The following is a 17,786-nucleotide window of genomic DNA, read 5'->3' as shown; positions in this document are numbered from 1 at the left end:
AATAAAATCGAAAAATATTCGTCTATGGGCTTGTACCTGGTGTTAAATTAATTGTAATTTTATTTTACCAGATAATAGCTAAATAATACAACATTAACATCACCGTTAAGTAGAAGTTAAGGATGTATTAACATTATTCCGAGGCTGTTAAAAGCCGAAACCTAATTTGTAGTTTTAAAAATTGATTACGAATCGAGATGAGGAAGAAGATACTATTTATTACCGGATCTATTAATCAAACTTCGCAAATGCACCAGATCTCGGAGCATTTGTCTGACTTCGACTGCTGGTTTAGCCAGCTCTTCGCAGACAACAATTTTTTAAAGGGAATACTAAAATACACGCCTGTTGCCAACCATACGGTGCTTGCTGATCACTTCCGGAAAAAATCAGAAAACTACCTTAGCCACTTTGGCGCCCAGATTGACCGGGGTGGCAACAGGCATCCATACGATTTGGTGGTTAACTGTACCGATATGATCGTAGCCAAAAAATTCAGGCATACCAAAACCATCTGGGTGCAGGAAGGAATGATCGATAAAACCACCCTGTTAACCGGTTTGGTTAAAGCCTTAAACCTGCCGCCATATTGCTCGGGCGACACTTCGTTGAATGGCTCAACCAATGTATGCGATATTTATTGTACAGCCTCAATAGGGTACAAAAATTACTTTGCCCGGAAAGGTACTGACCCTTCAAAGCTGATAGTAACGGGGATCCCTAATTACGACAACCAGCGCCAATACCTGGATAATGATTTTCCATTGCATGACTATGTGATGGTTGCTACCACGGATATGCGCGAGACCTATCGTTTTGAAAACAGGGCTGCCTTTATACGCCATGCTGCAAATATCGCTGATAGAAGGCAACTGCTTTTTAAGCTGCACCCTAACGAAAACGTACCAAGGGCAGAAGCAGAGATAAAAAAATATGCGCCCGAAGGCACTTTGATATTCAGCAACGGAAATACCAACCACATGATCGCGAATTGCTGCGAGCTGATCACGCAATATTCAACGGTGGTTTATACCGGGATAGCGCTGGGTAAAAAAGTACATTCCTATTTTGACATTGAGGAGCTTTACCGCCTGGCCCCCGTCCAGAACGGCGGTACATCTGCAAAAAACATTGCGCAAATTTGCAGGCAGTATATTGATTTTACAGGTAAAAAAGAAGATTTTCTGAAAGGATTTACATTTAAGGCAGAAAGCGAACCTTATCTTGAGGTGCGGTATGCCTAATCATGTACGCGTTTAATATGATGGCAGATAATACTGTAATAGTTGTACAAGCCAGGATGTCGTCGACCCGCTTACCCGGGAAGGTGATGATGCCCATATTGGGCGAAAGCCTTTTGTCAAGGATGATCGAACGGCTTAAAATGATCCGCCACCAGGCGCTGGTGGTTATTGCTACGTCTGAAGAAAGTGCCGACGATATTATTGAACAGGAAGCTGACCGGATACAGGTGCCCTGCTTTCGCGGCAACCTCAATAACCTGCTGGACCGCCATTACCAGGCCGGCAAAAAACACAATGCAGATATAGTATTAAAGATCCCTTCGGATTGCCCGCTGATAGACCCGCGCTTTATCGACCAGGTGCTTGATTTCTATTTTGAGCACCCCGGTGAATATGATTACGTAAGCAACCTGCACCCGGCCACTTTTCCGGATGGGAACGATGTGGAGATCATGACCATGGCCTGCCTTGAAAGAACCTGGGAAGAAGCAACAAAGAACCTGGAGCTGGAGCACACCACGCCCTATATCTGGGAAAACCCTGAAAGCTTCAGTATTGGAAACGTAACCTGGGATACAGGAAAAGATTATTCCATGTCGCATCGCTTTGCGATCGATTATGAAGCTGATTACTTGTTTATTAAGCGTGTTTACGAAGAGTTATACCCGGCCAAACATGATTTTTCCTGCAATGATATCATTAGCCTGCTTGAACAAAAGCCGGAGATTTATGAGATAAATGCCCGCTACGCAGGCGTAAACTGGTACCGTAACCATATAGATGAATTGAAAACTATTTCATCAGACCAAACAAAATTGACTTTTTGATAACAAAAGTTAAATGATCAGGATTTAACTTTAAAGTTTTATTCATATTAAATGCAAAGTTTAGCTATACCAATTGACCAGCTCGAAGCCACTGCTTTAAAAGTAAGGGAGCATATAATCAAAATGTCAACAGATGGCGGATGCTTCGTTGGAGCATCCTTGTCTGCCGCCGATTTGATTGTATACCTGTATTCAGAATTTTTAAATATCAACCCAAACAACCTTGACGACCCGGACAGGGATTACCTCTTCCTTTCAAAAGGGCATGATGTACCAGCGCTATACGGCACCTTCGCTGAACTTGGTTTGCTGGAGAGAGATCGGTTGAAAAATCATTTAGCCCTTAACGATCATATTTACTGGCACCCCAATACGCATATTCCGGGTATCGAATTTCATTCAGGCTCTTTGGGCCATTTGCCCTCAGTAGCTATAGGCGTCGCCATGGATATTAAAATAAGGGGCGGCAAAAACAAGGTGATCTGTATTATGGGCGATGGCGAGCTGAACGAAGGTACTTGCTGGGAAGCCGCATTGGTGGCTAATGCGCACAAATTAGATAACCTGATCTTTGTGATCGACCGGAACCATTTCCAGGCCAATATGCCTACCGAAGAGTTGATCCCATTGGAACCTTTAACCGATAAATTCGAGGCATTCGGCGCAGCAGTAAAACGAATTGACGGGCATAACTTTGAAGCGTTGCACGAAGCGTTTTCGGCATTTCCGTTTGAAACAGGCAAACTAAATGTGGTGATTGCCGACACTGTGCGCGGTAAGGGGCTGCCCAGCATCGAACGCAGGGCCGACAGGTGGTTCTGTAATTTTAATGCCGAAGAGGTGGCGAGCCTGCTGAAAGAATTGCACGGCGAACATTTAACGAATTTAACATCTGAAACTTTAGTGGTGAGATAACATGACCTACGAAGAATTACTTACCCAAACTGCATTAGCCGACGATCGTTTTATCGTGATGACGGCTGAAAACCGTGCCCTGGTACGCAATATCCCCGGTAAACTGGGCAACCGTTTTATTGATACCGGCATCACCGAACAAACCATGATTGGCGCTGCCGCCGGGTTGGCGCTGCGTGGGCGCATACCCGTGGTACATGCCCTCGCATCATTTTTAACCATGCGGGCCTTTGAATTTGTGAGGACAGACGCAGGTATCCCTAACCTACCAGTTAAACTAAGCAGTTTTATACCAGGGTTTTTATCTGATGGTAATGGACCTACCCACCAGGCTGTGGAGGATATCTCACTGATGCGCGGCATTCCGAACATGACGGTTTTTGCCCCCGCCGATGAGCAGGACCTGGTAATGATGCTGCCCGAAATATGGAAGCATCCGCATCCGTCTTACGTCCGCATCAATACCCGCAAAACTGATTACCAGCATAGGCCATTTAAATTAGGCAAGGCCGAGGTGATCTCAAAAGGCGAAGACGTTACCATATTAACCTACGGCCTATTGTTTGAACAGGCGATGATCGCCGTTGAGATATTGAAAAACGAAGGTTTGTCGGTTGGTTTGATCAACCTGCGCAGCCTGAAGCCTGTAGATGAGCAGGCTATATTAGAGGCTACCCGGGAAAGTACCTTAACCATCACGCTCGAAGATCATTTCGTAACAGGTGGCCTTTATAGTATTGTTGCCGAAGTGTTGTTAAAGCACTGCCAGACTGCCAAGGTTATCCCGATGGCATTGAAGGACAAATGGTTCAAGCCCTCCTTATTGCCAAACGTATTGGAACACGAGGGCTTTACCGGCAAACAAATAGCCGAAAAAATATTGGGCTACAATACCAATGCCTATCAACCCGAAATATCAATCCCGCAATTTTCTGAATAAATAAACAAGAATACCATGCCAAATTCTGTAAAATTTAACCCCGGATACCCCGATATAAGTAAATCAAACGAACTGTACCAACGCGCGGTAAAAGTTCAAAAACCGGTTACCCAAACCCTGGCAAAAGGCCCGGGACAGTTTACCAATGGCGTAGCGCCAAAGTACCTGCAAAAAGGCAAAGGTTCGCATGTTTGGGATGTTGACGGGAACGAGTATATCGACTTTAACTCGGCCATCGGTCCTATTTCCTTGGGTTATGCCTACCCTGCTGTGGATGCAGCTATCGAAAAACAACTGAAAGATGGCATTACTTTTTCGCTGATGCACCCGCTCGAGGTTGAATTGTCGGAACTGATACAGGAAGTGATCCCCAATGCCGAAGCCGTAAAGATCTCCAAAACCGGTGCGGATGTTTGCTCTGCAGCCATACGGGTTGCCCGTGCATTTACCAAACGCGAGAAAGTTTTTTGCTGCGGTTACCATGGCTGGCACGATTGGTATATCGGTATCACCAGCCGTAATGCCGGTATCCCCGAGGCCATACAGAACATGACCTATACTTTTGAGTATAATGATATAGAGGCTATAAAAGCCGCGCTGGATGAAACCGTTGCAGCCCTCATCCTGGAGCCATTTATTTTTGAAGCGCCAAAACCTGGCTTTCTTAAAGAACTTGCCGAAGTATGTAAGGAAAATGGTACCCTGCTGATCTTTGATGAAATGTGGACAGGTTTCCGCATCGCGATCGGCGGCGCCCAGGAATACTTTGATGTAAAACCCGATCTGGCTGTATATTCAAAAGCATGCGCCAACGGGATGCCTATTGCCCTGCTAACCGGCCGTGCTGATGTAATGGAACTGTTTAATCACGAAGTCTTTAGTTACACCACATTTGGCGGCGAAGCTTTATCGCTGGCAGCTTGCATTGCTACCATTAATGAGTTGCGCGATAAAAATGTACCGCAATATTTAGACGAAAAAGGTGGATTAATGAAAGACGGCTATAACCAGATCGCGATTGAAACCGGGATGGATATTTACACCCGCTGCATCGGTTACAACTGCCGGTCCATGGTGACTTTTACACCCGAAGCCGGTAATGGCCTTGAAGTAAAAACCCTGATGCAGCAGGAAATGATCAAACGTGGTGTACTGTGGGCCGGTTTCCACAACATGTGTTACAGCCATAGCGATGAGGATATTGCCTATACACTTTCGGCATACCGTGATGTAATGCCGATAATGAAAGAAGCTATCCAAAGCGGTAATATCAAACAATATTTAAAAGGCGAAGTGCTGGAAGCAGTTTTCCGTAAAGTAAGTAACTATAATATAAAGCCGAAGGCGGTATAAAAAAGTCATTTGGTCATTAAGTCATTAGGTCATTGAAGCGGAAAAACAATGACCAAATGACCCAATGACGCGAAGCAAATGACCCAATGACGCGAAGCAAATGACCCAATGACCCAATGACGCGAAGCAAATGACTAACATATTTTCATTAAAAGATAAAACTGCAATTGTTACCGGCGCTCTTGGCTTGCTGGGTAAAAAACACTGCGAAGCCCTTGCTGAAGCCGGTGCCAATGTGGTGGTAGCGGATATGGATGAAGCTGCTTCGGAAAAATTTGCCGCAAGTTTAGGCGAACAGCATGGAGGATTAAAAGTTGATGTTACCAGCGAGTTATCTTTAAAAACAGCTCGTGATAAAATATTAACGCGCTACGGAAGTATTGATATTTTGGTGAACAATGCCGCCATCAACGATATGTTTGAAAATCCGGGAATGGCAAAAGAGTTATCGGCTTTTGAAAATTACCCGCTCGATGCATTTAAAAAATCTCTCGATGTAAATGTAACCGGGGTTTTCCTGGCCTCGCAGGTTTTTGGCACCGTGATGGCCGGACAGGGAAGCGGTAGTATCATCAATATAGCATCCACCTATGGTATCGTTGGGCCCGATCAATCTATTTACCGGAATGAATGCGGCGAACAAACCTTTTATAAATCGGCTGTTTACCCGGTTACCAAAGGCGCAGTAATAAACTTTACCCGCTTTTTGGCGGCGTACTGGGGAAGCAAGGGCGTACGCGTAAATACGCTTTCTCCCGGAGGCGTTGAGAATGCACAAAACGAATTTTTTATACACAACTATTCAGCAAAAACATTACTTGGCCGGATGGCACAACCAACAGACTACCAGGGCGCTTTGGTTTTCCTGGCAAGCGATGCCTCGGCTTATATGACAGGTGCAAACCTGGTGGTTGACGGCGGATGGACCGCGATTTAATAAAATAACGAACCCAATTAAACTTGAACAATATGTTAGCAGCAAAACTTTCACGAATCAAATTACTCCTCACTGATTGTGACGGCGTATTAACGGACGGCGGCGTTTATTATGGCGAAGCCGGGGAAGAACTGAAAAAGTTCGATATCCGCGACGGTATGGGTGTTGAACGCCTGCGAAACCTTGCGGGTGTAACTACGGGCATTATTACCGGGGAGTTATCTCCATCGGTAATTAAACGCGCAGAAAAATTAAAGATCACCGAACTCCACCTGGGCGTTAAAGACAAACCCACCGTGTTTCAGGAGATCATCAGCAGGCTTGGCTTAAAACCCGAGGAAGTTGGCTTTATTGGTGATGATGTAAACGACCTGGAAATAATGAAGCTTGCCGGCGTTTCATTTTGCCCGGCAAATGCTATATTCTTTGTTAAAGATATGGCTTCTTTAGTTTGTGAAAATAACGGCGGCAGCGGTTGTTTCAGGGAAGTTGCGGAAATGATCATTGCTGCACGTAAAGGCGAAAAGGTGAGCAGGCAAAAAAATGAAGTGATCACTTTAAATAGCGGCATCAAAATCGGACCGGGAGAACCCTGCTATATTATTGCGGAGATCGGTATCAATCATAACGGCTCACTTGAAATTGCCAAACAACTGATCGATGAGGCCGTAGCGGCAAAAGCGACTGCCGTTAAATTCCAGAAAAGAACACCTGAGCTTTGTGTGCCTAAAGACCAGTGGGAAATTATGCGCGACACGCCATGGGGCCGGATATCGTACATTGACTATAAGCGCAAAACCGAATTTGGTATTGTAGAATACGCCACTATCGACCAGTATTGCAAAAAGGTAGGGATTGATTGGTTCGTTTCTACCTGGGATGTGGAAGCGGTTGATTTTATGGAGCAATTTGATACCCCTTTGTATAAACTGGCTTCAGCGTCTTTAACAGATACACAGCTGATCAAACGGATTTTGCTTACAGGGAAGCCGTTGATGCTATCCACAGGGATGTCGACAACTAAAGAGATCGAAGACGCAATGAACCTGGTATGGTCGTTTGACAGGCATTATCCTTTGTTCATCGCACATTCTACTTCGGCTTATCCATGCAAACCTGAAGAACTGAACCTTCGGATGATCCAGACACTGGCTACCAAATATTCGGGTATTCCGGTTGGATACTCGGGCCACGAAACGGGTTTAGCAACAACCGTTGCCGCAGTTACTATGGGCGCAACGTTTGTAGAACGCCATTTCACGCTTGACCGGGCCATGTGGGGATCTGATCATGCCGCATCAGTTGAGCCGCAAGGCTTTCAGCGCCTGGTGCGTGATATCCGCGATGTGGAAATTGCAGCCGGTGATGGCATAAAAAGAGTGTACGAATCTGAACTTGGCCCTATGAAACGTTTAAGGGTTAACATAAGTGAAGAGTATAAGGAAAAGGCGAAAGCATAGTTTTAAGTCCGAAGCCTAAAGTCTTAAGTCCGAAGTCTTAAATATTTCATGAAAAAGCATAAAAAATAACGACTTTCGGATTTAAACTTTAGGCCTAAACGATGAGTTCATTCAGAGATTTGATTGCTTATAAAAAAGCATTTGCGTTATCGATGGAAATATTTTCAATAACGAAAAGTTTTCCAAAAGAAGAAACATATAGTCTTATTGACCAAATAAGGAGATCTTCAAGATCGGTTTTTGCTTAAATTGCAGAAGCTTATAAAAAGCGAAAATACCCAAATCATTTTGTGAGTAAACTTACAGATGCAGATATGGAGAATGGTGAAACGCAAGCCTGGCTAGATGCCTCGCTTGCTTGTAATTATATTGATGTCGGCAAATACAACGAACTTAATAAGCAAAGCGAAGCGGTCACGTATCTCTAAATTTATATGACAAATAATCCAGAAAAATTTAAATAATAAATTGAACAAATAGTTTTCCGACTTAAGACTCAAGACTTTCGACTTAGAATGACATTAATTCAAACCACAACAACAATCCTCATTTGCTGGGTGATCTTCATCATCTCCTGGGAACGGATCTCGCCGTACCGTAAAGGCCTGCCTTTTTTTAGGGAGGGTTTTTGGGTTGATTTGGTATGGTATACCATCATTCAGAGTTATTTTTTGAAGATCCTGATCTTCGCATACATCATACCATCGCTGCAAAATTTTATCCACTGGCACGGTTTCGCCTTTTTCAGAAGCTGGTCGATAACCGAACAGGTTTTGTTTTTCCTGGTTACCCATGATCTGTATATCTACCTGTTCCATCGTTTACAGCATGCTAATAAGTTGCTTTGGCGTACGCATGAGGCTCACCACTCCGGCAAAGAAGTTGATTTCCTGGCGGGATCAAGGTCTCACGTTGTCGAAATTATCATTAATCAAACCATTGAATTTGCACCCATAATAATTTTAGGGGCACATCCCGAAGTAATACCTATCAAAGCCCTGCTTGATGCCATGTTCGGCATGTTTATCCATGCCAATGTGAATGTAAAGTTTGGGAAATTAAAGTACTTTCTGAATTCGCCCGAATTGCATTTATGGCACCATGCCAATTACCGCGAGGTTTTTCATGCCAATTTCGCTACTAAGTTTTCTATATGGGACTATCTCTTTGGGACAGCATATTTTCCGGGCCATAAACCTGGCAACCGCCGCGAGAACTGGGGCTTGTATTATGATTATCCTAAAGACTATTTCCTGCAGCACGTTTTCTCTGTAAAAAGGTTCGACGAAAAAAGCCTGTTGAAATACAAATGGTTTAAATGGTATTATGAATTACGCCCAAACCTGGTAACGGCATTGAGCAAATTTTTAGGGATCAAAAAATCCGCAAGAGTATTTTATATGCACCCCGATGAATTGGAAACGGACAATACCCCGTCGCATGCTGCCATTAATGAGCTTGATGGGGATGTTGTAAATTATACCTACAAACAGCAATGACCATATTGAGTTCCTGCTGCCTGAAAAAGCATTTCAATGCTATTGAAAATTTATATCTTGCAACCTGTATTTAAAAACTAATAGTATTGGCCTGGATATATTTAGTTTTAGCCGCAACCTGCGAAACCGCCTGGACCTTTTGTTTAAAGTTCATGAAATTTAGCGACCTGAAGACCTTAACCTTTACCAATTTTTATAAATGGCAGGGAGGTTTACAGTTTTTACTGCCTTTTGTGGGTTATGTTTTATTTGGGTTGGCCAACATCTATTTTTTCTCAACCGCTATAAAACAGATCCCAACCGCAATGGCATTTGCAGTCTGGACAGCAACAACTCTAATATTTCTTAAAATTTCTGAAATAGTATTCTTTCAGCAACGGATCTCGTGGCCCGAAGTGTTTTTTATGCTATTGATAATGACCGGAATTTTGGGGCTGAAAATTTACGCTGTACAGCCCAAATAAATTTTAATTGTAACAATTTACTTTCCTGTTCGCTCTTTATATTGTTCTTATAAAAATATTTAAGACCTTTAATTATGAAAAATTTTTATATTTCAATTGTATTCGTTTGTTTAATCGCCGGGACAGCCCTGGCACAGCAACCGTCAACACCTGCCAAAAACCCTAATCCCATAACAAAAACCCGCATTTTGCAGGTTGATTCTGCTGTAGTTACCAAACATTCGGTAAGTATAAAGGGGAAAGCTGTACCCTATACTGCTACTGCCGGCAGTATGCCGATTTGGGATGAGGACGGGCGCCCGGTTGCAGGCGTATTTTACACTTATTATGAAAGAGATGATATTAGCGACAGGTCGACCAGGCCATTGGTGATCTCGTTTAACGGTGGTCCCGGTACGCCGTCGGTTTGGATGGAAATAGGTTATACCGGCCCAAGAAGGCTGAATACCGATAACGAGGGTTACCCGGTGCAGCCTTATGGCATGGAAGACAATCCAAATTCTATCCTCGACGTGGCCGATATCGTTTATATCGACCCGGTAAATACGGGTTATTCAAGGATCGTAAACAAAGAAACACCCGGCTCCAAATTTTTTGGGGTGAATGAGGACATCAAATACCTGGCTGAATGGATCAACACGTTCGTTACACGTAAAAACCGATGGGCGTCACCAAAGTTTTTAATCGGCGAAAGCTATGGTACCACCCGGGCCTCGGGACTGGCACTCGAACTGCAGAATGCACAATGGATGTATTTGAACGGTGTGATCCTCGTATCGCCGACAGATCTGGGCATTGAGCGGAGCGGTCCTGTACAGGCAGCATTGAAATTGCCGTATTTTGCAGCAACAGCATGGTACCACGGTATGCTATCATCCGAATATCAGCAAAAAGATCTTACCACATTTTTGCCCGAAGTGGAAAATTTCACCATTAATGAATTGATCCCCGCGATGGCACGCGGCGGGTTTATTGATGATGCCCAAAAGAGGGATATGGCTGCTAAAATGGCAAAATACAGCGGCATATCAGTAGATGTTATTTTAGGGAATAACCTCGATGTATCATATGACCTTTTCTGGAAAGAGTTATTGAGAGTAAAGGGATATACTATTGGCAGGCTTGATTCACGTTATAAAGGGATCGACAGGCAGGCCTACGGCGGCAGCCCCGATTACAATGCCGAACTGGTAGCCTGGCTGCACGAGTTTACCCCGGCGATGAACATTTATCTGCGCAATGAACTCAACTATAAAACAGATTTAAAATACAATATGTTTGGTGATGTTTGGCCATGGGATGATAAAAACGACCATACCGGCGAAAACTTGAGGCAGGCTATCGCCCAAAACCCTTACCTGCATTTATTGATCCAGTCAGGCTATTATGATGGCGCCTGCGACTATTTTAATGCTAAATACAGCCTCTGGCAGCTCGACCCAAGCGGCAGGTTGAAAGACCGGTTAAAATGGGAAGGGTACAAAAGCGGGCACATGCTTTACCTCCGTAAAGAAGACCTGGCAACCGCAACAGAAAATTTGAGAAAATTCATCCAGGAAGCTGTACCGAAACCGGGTACTCCTGCTAAGTACTAAGTCTTGAGTCTAAAGTCTTGAGTCTGTAGTCATATTCGACTTTGGACTCAAGACTTCAGACTTGAATTAATTATTCTTCAGGCCGATCTTATGATCCGCATAATCCATTAAAAATTCATTTTCAGTAAAAAAGTTGATGCTGAAAATGGTTCTCGGGTCGCCGGTATAAGATGGTTTCGCAACCTGCGTAATATCATTAGCGCTCGCGGTGGTATAGGAATAGCTAAATCCTTTGCCTGTTGTTATGGTTACACTGGTGTTTGCCGGGAGCTGGCTGATATTACTGGCGGCGTTTTGATTTGCAATGGTTGATATAGCCGGGGTTCCGGTATCAAACAATATCGTACCGGCAACACTGGTGCCATTGTAATTTATGGTCGCGGGGATATCAGGCGAATAGCCACCCTGCGAATAATAAGTAAGATTGTGCATTACAAAGCCATTGATCGCAAGGTCATTGGGTACCAACCCGATGGTAAGCAAGCCTGAAACGTAAGTACCGGTTAGGCTGAATGAGGCATTATTAAGCATAGCCAGTTTAAATCCACTGGTTACTTCAGCAGCGGTTTTAAAATAACTCAGGGGGCTGCCAATATTACTATTGGCAAAACTAACGCCCGGCCCAACGCCAAATACATCATTTGAATGTGCAGGTTGTTTTTGCCCGGTGGTATTGTCAACAATTTTATAGTATAGGAAGAAAGGGATACGTGTAGTGGTTACGTTGCCGTTTTGATCGCCGATGGTTACGGGTGCGTAGGCCAGGTTGCCAAACTCCTGGATCTCGCTTTGCGTGTTACCGTAGGCTATCACTGCCGTTTGGCTGGTAATAGTAATTCCATTCACATTTACCGAGTCTCCCGCAACGGTAATGCCTGTATTGGTGATCATCGATGCAGGTATTAAACCCGTGGCATCAATAGTCATCCCCGTTGAGCCGGTATCAAATACACTATAATAGGTAACACTTTGTGTGCCTACTTTGGTTATCGGAATAAATATTCTTTTATAAATGCCGCTGTCTACTTCATACATCCCCAGTGTTGCAATAGGCTTCGGAACGGGTATGGGGGTTGAGTTATGGTCCTTTTTACAGGAGGACATCATCATTGTTACTAATAACAATCCACACGCAAAAAAGTGAAGGCAGGCAGAGTATATATTTCTCATATTTATGCTATATCAATCAATAATAAATGTTCTAACGCTTTTTTGTGCCTAAGTGTATAGGACCGGTTTAAAAATACATATTATTTTGGACACCCTGGAAACAAGCAGTCCGTCCTTTGGCCATTTCATATAAACATTTACCTGATATACGGCATTTCTGCGTGGAGGGTTGCTGAAAATCAAAATTTAAATAAATGTTCAGCAGGCGTCATTTTTTTGGGTTTTCTTTAGTTATTTTTTAGTTAATAGCATACAATTATTCCGTTTAAGTGATCAATTTTAACTAAACCATGCAAAATACTATCCAGTTTAAATGCCGCCTGTTGAATTAAATAGTTGCGCACATTTTGCCGCAATATAGCCCTTGGTTGTAATGGAGAGCGAAAATCAAAAATCAACTAATAAATAAATCAATTATTCGGATACATATTAGGTGAAGCAAATACAGGGCACTTGTTTTGTATTAACGGTATACATGATGGTACTCTACATAAGAAATATGATGTGCGTCCGGTGCAAAATAATAGTCGAACTGGAGTTTGAAAAACTTGGGATACATTGTGCTTCTGTAGCATTGGGGAAAGTTGAAACCTATGAAACTCTATCTGACAATCAAATGTTAGAAATTAAAAACGCCCTATCAAAATCAGGCCTGGAGTTAATAGATAATAAAAAAAGCATTTTGGCTGAAAAGATAAAAAATACCATCCTGAGCATGGTTTATAATTCAGAATGCCAGGTAAAAATAAATTTCTCCAATTATTTAAGCCAGGAGTTAAAACACGATTATACCTATTTGGCCAATGTATTCTCAGATGAAAAAGGGGCAACTATTGAACAGTTTTTTATCTTCACTAAAATTGAGCGTATAAAGGAACTGATCAGCTACAACGAGCTAAACCTTACCGAAATCTCGTGGAAACTCAACTATAGCAGTGTTGCCCACCTCTCTACTCAATTTAAAAAAGTTACCGGCATTACCCCATCCCTTTTCAGGCATTTTAGCAACCTCAATATACATCGCCCTCAGATGTGTGAATTATAGAACTTTTATAAAAAATTATGTAACGGGCTGCCCTACGTTTCGGGGTAGGTTTGTATAGTCATAATTCCCATCAAAACAGAATCAGGACGTCAAAAATACATCTATTAATAAAAAAAACTACCATGAAAAAAAAATCTACCCCGACTAAGGATAGTATATCAAAGCGTAAAAGCAGAGACTATTCCAGGATATTCAACACCATGTGGTCAATGGTATTACTGCTTGCCATATTTACGGCCGGTTGTAAAAAGGATAATTATAAAGGAGCTATCCAGGGCGTTTGCCCGATCGTGACTGTTACCGATCCGATGAATGCAGCGGTTGACGTTGTACTCAACAAAGTTATTTCAGTTACATTTAATACGGCCATGCGTCCCTCGTCAATCAATGGTACAACTTTTACCATTATGCAGGGTTCAACAGTTGTTGCCGGAACGGTAGCGCCCACCGCCAATAACGCGGTATTTACGTTCACGCCGACGGTGGCATTATTACCCTTTATTAAATATACAGGTACAATTACCACCGGTGCTACTGATACCTTAGGTTCAGCAATGGCCGGCAATTACGTATGGACTTTCACTACTATTCCGCAAATAGGTGTATCATCAAACCCTGTAGCGGGCGGAATAACCGCGGGGGCGGGTACATTTGCCCAAAGCTCGGTAGCTACTGTAGTTGCAACCCCCAATACTGGATTTACATTTACCAGTTGGACCAACAACGGCGTTATAGTATCTAAAAGCTCAAGTTATCAGTTTATCGTCAATGGAAACATAACATTAGTTGCAAACTACACGCCGGTTGTTGCCGGAAATTTTGCGGTCAACTTATCCTCAAATCCTGCCGCAGGTGGTAAAACATCCGGATCCGGGGCGTTTAAAGCAGGGGCGTTTGTAACTGTTGGCGCTGCGCCAAATGCAGGCTATGCTTTTGTTAACTGGACAAATAACGGAACCATTGTTTCGACCAGTTCAAACTACCAGTTTATTTTGACAGCAAATACTACCCTGGTTGCCAACTTCAGCGCTGTTCAGTCATCTCAATTTGCTTTAGTGCTCTCATCAAGTCCGGCAGTAGGCGGAACAACATCAGGATCAGGCTCATACAATGGGGGAACATCCGTTACAGCGACAGCGATTGCTAATACCGGGTATACCTTTATAAATTGGACAAAAAACGGCTTGATCGTATCCACCAGTGCGGCTTATACCTTTCCTTTAAATGCAAATACAAACTTAGTGGCCAATTTCGCCATCAATACATTTACATTGAACGTTACCGCAGTTAATGGAACGGTTTTAAAAACGCCCGACCAGTTAACGTACAATTATGGAAGTGTTGTTCATCTTACGGCAACGCCAAATACCGGCTACAAATTTAAGTCGTGGAGTGGAGACGCCGCCGGCACAGCCAATCCATTGGCCGTATTAATGAACGCGAATAAAAATATCACTGCAAACTTTACCTTAATAGTTTTAGCGCCGCCCACCTTAGGAAGCATCTCGAATTTCGGATCTTTCGGAGGAAACGCCGGCGTTACCAACCAGGGGTTAAATACAGTAATTAACAATGGTGGAATAGGCACGACGGCCGCTTCTACGCTGATTACCGGGTTTCATGACGGGTTAACTGGCGATGTTTACACCGAAACACCTTTAAATAAAGGTTTGGTTTCCGGCGGCATCTTTACAGCACCACCAGCTCCCGGAACGGCTACCTCATTTGCCATTGCTTCAAAAGCTTTGCTTGACGCTAATACCGCATATATCAGTATTTCACCAGCGTCGAAACCAGGTGGTTCGGATCCGGGCGCCGGAGAATTAGGGGGTTTAACCTTAGCTCCTGGTGTTTATAAAGCTGCAAGCGGTACTTTTAAAATATCAAACGGTGATCTAACGCTGGATGCCAAAGGCGACCCGAATGCAGTTTGGATATTCCAGACAGCAGCCGGACTAACGGTTGGGATAGCCGGGCCGGCAGGTGCACGCAGCGTTAAATTAATTGGCGGTGCACAATCTAAAAATGTTTTTTGGTATGTAGGAACAGCAGCAACCATTAACGGCGCCGGCGGTGGCGTTATGGTGGGAACCATTATTGCGACCGCGGGGGTTACCATCTCTACGGCAGGAAATGCCGTTCAAACGGTGCTTAATGGCAGGGCTATTTCCCTGGTTGCATCGGTTACCATGGTGAATACGACGGTTAATGTGCCATAAAACGCAAACCACATAGGCATTAATCCAATAATCCACTGCCCGCTTATATCCGGGTAGTGGATTTACAAAAGCTAAAACAAACAGAAACTCAATTTTAAAAGAAAAATATCATGTCACTAATAGATAACATATCGCGTAAACTTACCATCAGCTTTTTGACGGTAATTTTTATAAGCACAGCGGCCATGGCTCAAACTACGCAACCAGTATGGTGGTTTGGTGTATCAGGCGCTGCGAATTTTAATTTTTATGATGGGACAACCCAGCGGCTAAATAATGCATTGATTACGCCAACTCCATTTCACAAGGGTAACGGCGTAAGGCCATACGCATCTTTGCTGGTTGAATACCGCCCCGGCCCGACATGGGGCGGCATGCTGAACGTGGGCTATGATGGCCTTGGCGCAAAGTTTGATGGTGTTGAAGCGCCATGTAACTGCCCTGCTGACTTAACTTCAGAGTTGAGCTATGTTTCCATAGAACCCAGTCTGCGTTTAGGTTTTAAAACCACAAGTTTATACTTTTTTGCCGGCCCTAGCCTGGCAATTAATGTAAATAAAGGATTTGCTTATACACAGCTTAAACAACCAAATACCAATGCTGATTTCAGTTCCGTTAACAGTACCATGTTTTCGGGCCAGGTGGGTGCCGGATTTGATATACCTCTTTCGTCGCCAAACAGTGAATCGAAAGTTAGTCTTTCGCCATTTATTTCTTACCATCCCTATTTTGGACAGGATCCCCGCAATATCGAAAGTTTATCAATTACGACCGTTAGGGCCGGGCTTGCACTTAAATTTGGAAAAGGGCATAAGGCGCCTGTACAGGACCAACCGGTTGCTGTTGCTGCACCCCCGGTGGTGTTAAGTGATGTTACCTTTACCGTACGCGGCCCGATAAATGCCCCGCCAGTACACGTTGTAAGCGAAACCTTTCCGGTGCTAAATTCAGTGTTTTTTGATGACGGATCAGCGGCTATCCCAGGCAGGTATATATTGCTTACAAAAGAGCAGGCTGCTGGTTTTAAAGAAAACCAGTTGCAAAATGCGCAGTCGCTCTCCGGAACAGTCCGTTCCGCCGGGCAATTAACAGTTTATTATAATGTTTTGAATGTTTTGGGCGACCGTATGCGGGCCAATCCTGCGGCTATCGTCTCTCTTGAAGGCTCATCAGCGCAGGGCCCGAAGGATGCAAAAGAGTTTGCCGAATCAATCAAACTTTATCTTGTAACCGTATTTGAAATTGACGGATCAAGGATCACCACCCACGGTAGTTTAAGAGCGCATCCGTCTTCGGAACATCCGGGCGGCACCACGGAACTTGTACTTTTGGGAGCCGAAAACCGCAGGGTTGATATTGAAAGCAAATCTCCTGAATTACTGGTTGAAGCTGGCGGTGGTATAATGAAGCCGGTTCAAATTAATACAACACAGGAAAATCCGCTTGATTTTGAGGTAGTTTTCAGTGTGGATTCGGCGCAGCAGAAGGTTAAGTCATGGTCCGTTAATGCGACTGACGAAAGAGGAACTGTTCAGCATTTTGGCCCTTTCACTGGTAACCAGCAGGGTTTACCGGCGGCAACCATTTTAGGCGGTAGCCCGAGCGGCGACTATAAAATAACCATGCTGGCGGAGTTAAATAACGGATCAACCGTTACAAAACAAGCGTCCGTTCATTTGTTACGCCCAGATCCTATAATCACGAACGGCTTCCGTTACAGTATCGTATTTGACTATAACAAAGCGAAATCCATCGCTGAATATGATAAATTTTTAACCAACACCGTAGCGCCATTGATTATTGACGGGGCAACCGTTACTATTCATGGGCATACGGACATCATCGGTCTGGAGGCTTATAACCAAAAGCTTTCGGATGAGAGGGCACAGCAAACGCAAAAAATTATTGAGCGCGCGATTGCCAATTCAGGCCGGGATCATGTGAAATTTGAAACAACAGGGTTTGGTGAAGATGCCGCCCACTCGCCGTTTGATAATAATCTTCCTGAAGAGCGTTTTTACAACAGGACAGTTATTATTGATATAGTGCCGGTTAAATAAATTATTGGGTTGATTGAGTTGTTTTTTAATGTTACATGGGTTAACCCGTGGTTAAGAT

The 17,786-nt window shown here is 43.7% G+C and carries 14 protein-coding genes and 1 pseudogene; 14 read left to right on the top strand and 1 reads right to left on the bottom strand.

Translation table 11 applies throughout. The features are described from left to right. Window positions 1-197 precede the first annotated feature (197 nt). The 11 genes and pseudogenes from QZY09_RS05780 (at window position 198) to QZY09_RS05730 (ending at window position 11,234) form a co-directional block, all read left to right on the top strand. Window positions 198-1,244, top strand: a complete 1,047-nt coding sequence (locus tag QZY09_RS05780; protein ID WP_295669421.1) for a hypothetical protein — start codon at window positions 198-200, stop codon at window positions 1,242-1,244. A gap of 17 nt (window positions 1,245-1,261) precedes the next feature. Next, window positions 1,262-2,071 carry a glycosyltransferase family protein gene (locus QZY09_RS05775; RefSeq protein ID WP_295669419.1) on the top strand — a complete coding sequence of 270 codons (810 nt, stop codon included), beginning with the start codon at window positions 1,262-1,264 and terminating at the stop codon, window positions 2,069-2,071. 51 nt (window positions 2,072-2,122) lie between these two features. Beyond that, complete coding sequence (locus QZY09_RS05770) at window positions 2,123-2,986, top strand: 1-deoxy-D-xylulose-5-phosphate synthase N-terminal domain-containing protein (RefSeq protein ID WP_295669416.1); 864 nt, start codon at window positions 2,123-2,125, stop codon at window positions 2,984-2,986. 1 nt (window position 2,987) lies between these two features. After that, entirely contained in the window at window positions 2,988-3,926 is a 939-nt protein-coding gene (locus tag QZY09_RS05765) for a transketolase C-terminal domain-containing protein (RefSeq protein ID WP_295669413.1), read from the top strand. A 15-nt stretch (window positions 3,927-3,941) separates the two neighbouring features. Then, a complete protein-coding gene (locus QZY09_RS05760; protein ID WP_295669410.1) occupies window positions 3,942-5,279 on the top strand; it encodes an aminotransferase class III-fold pyridoxal phosphate-dependent enzyme in 1,338 nt (445 codons plus the stop codon). Window positions 5,280-5,409: 130 nt separating this feature from the next. Further along, window positions 5,410-6,216, top strand: a complete 807-nt coding sequence (locus QZY09_RS05755) for an SDR family oxidoreductase (RefSeq protein ID WP_295669408.1) — start codon at window positions 5,410-5,412, stop codon at window positions 6,214-6,216. Window positions 6,217-6,248: 32 nt separating this feature from the next. Beyond that, the gene (locus QZY09_RS05750; RefSeq protein WP_295669405.1) at window positions 6,249-7,676 is read left to right on the top strand and encodes an N-acetylneuraminate synthase family protein; all 1,428 of its coding nucleotides are present in this window, start codon (window positions 6,249-6,251) and stop codon (window positions 7,674-7,676) included. Window positions 7,677-7,777: 101 nt separating this feature from the next. Continuing rightward, a pseudogene (locus tag QZY09_RS05745) lies at window positions 7,778-8,104 on the top strand (four helix bundle protein). Window positions 8,105-8,191: 87 nt separating this feature from the next. After that, window positions 8,192-9,175, top strand: a complete 984-nt coding sequence (locus QZY09_RS05740) for a sterol desaturase family protein (RefSeq protein WP_295669402.1) — start codon at window positions 8,192-8,194, stop codon at window positions 9,173-9,175. Between the two features lie 86 nt (window positions 9,176-9,261). Then, window positions 9,262-9,639 carry an SMR family transporter gene (locus tag QZY09_RS05735; RefSeq protein WP_295669399.1) on the top strand — a complete coding sequence of 126 codons (378 nt, stop codon included), beginning with the start codon at window positions 9,262-9,264 and terminating at the stop codon, window positions 9,637-9,639. A gap of 74 nt (window positions 9,640-9,713) precedes the next feature. Further along, window positions 9,714-11,234 (top strand): carboxypeptidase, encoded by a 1,521-nt coding sequence (locus QZY09_RS05730; RefSeq protein ID WP_295669397.1) that lies wholly within the window; start codon window positions 9,714-9,716, stop codon window positions 11,232-11,234. A 66-nt stretch (window positions 11,235-11,300) separates the two neighbouring features. On the opposite strand, the gene QZY09_RS05725 is transcribed toward QZY09_RS05730, so the two are convergent. Next, complete coding sequence (locus QZY09_RS05725) at window positions 11,301-12,344, bottom strand: hypothetical protein (protein WP_295669394.1); 1,044 nt, start codon at window positions 12,342-12,344, stop codon at window positions 11,301-11,303. Window positions 12,345-12,879: 535 nt separating this feature from the next. Between QZY09_RS05725 and QZY09_RS05720 the strand changes: the two genes are divergently transcribed. The 3 genes from QZY09_RS05720 (at window position 12,880) to QZY09_RS05710 (ending at window position 17,728) form a co-directional block, all read left to right on the top strand. Next, window positions 12,880-13,449, top strand: a complete 570-nt coding sequence (locus QZY09_RS05720) for a helix-turn-helix domain-containing protein (RefSeq protein ID WP_367119171.1) — start codon at window positions 12,880-12,882, stop codon at window positions 13,447-13,449. Window positions 13,450-13,571: 122 nt separating this feature from the next. Continuing rightward, complete coding sequence (locus QZY09_RS05715; protein ID WP_295669392.1) at window positions 13,572-15,668, top strand: ice-binding family protein; 2,097 nt, start codon at window positions 13,572-13,574, stop codon at window positions 15,666-15,668. A 110-nt stretch (window positions 15,669-15,778) separates the two neighbouring features. After that, entirely contained in the window at window positions 15,779-17,728 is a 1,950-nt protein-coding gene (locus tag QZY09_RS05710; protein ID WP_295669389.1) for an OmpA family protein, read from the top strand. Window positions 17,729-17,786 lie beyond the last annotated feature (58 nt).

Origin of the sequence: uncultured Mucilaginibacter sp. (assembly GCF_903913935.1) — a bacterium.
GTDB lineage: Bacteria > Bacteroidota > Bacteroidia > Sphingobacteriales > Sphingobacteriaceae > Mucilaginibacter.
This window is presented reverse-complemented; position numbering and strand designations above follow the sequence as displayed.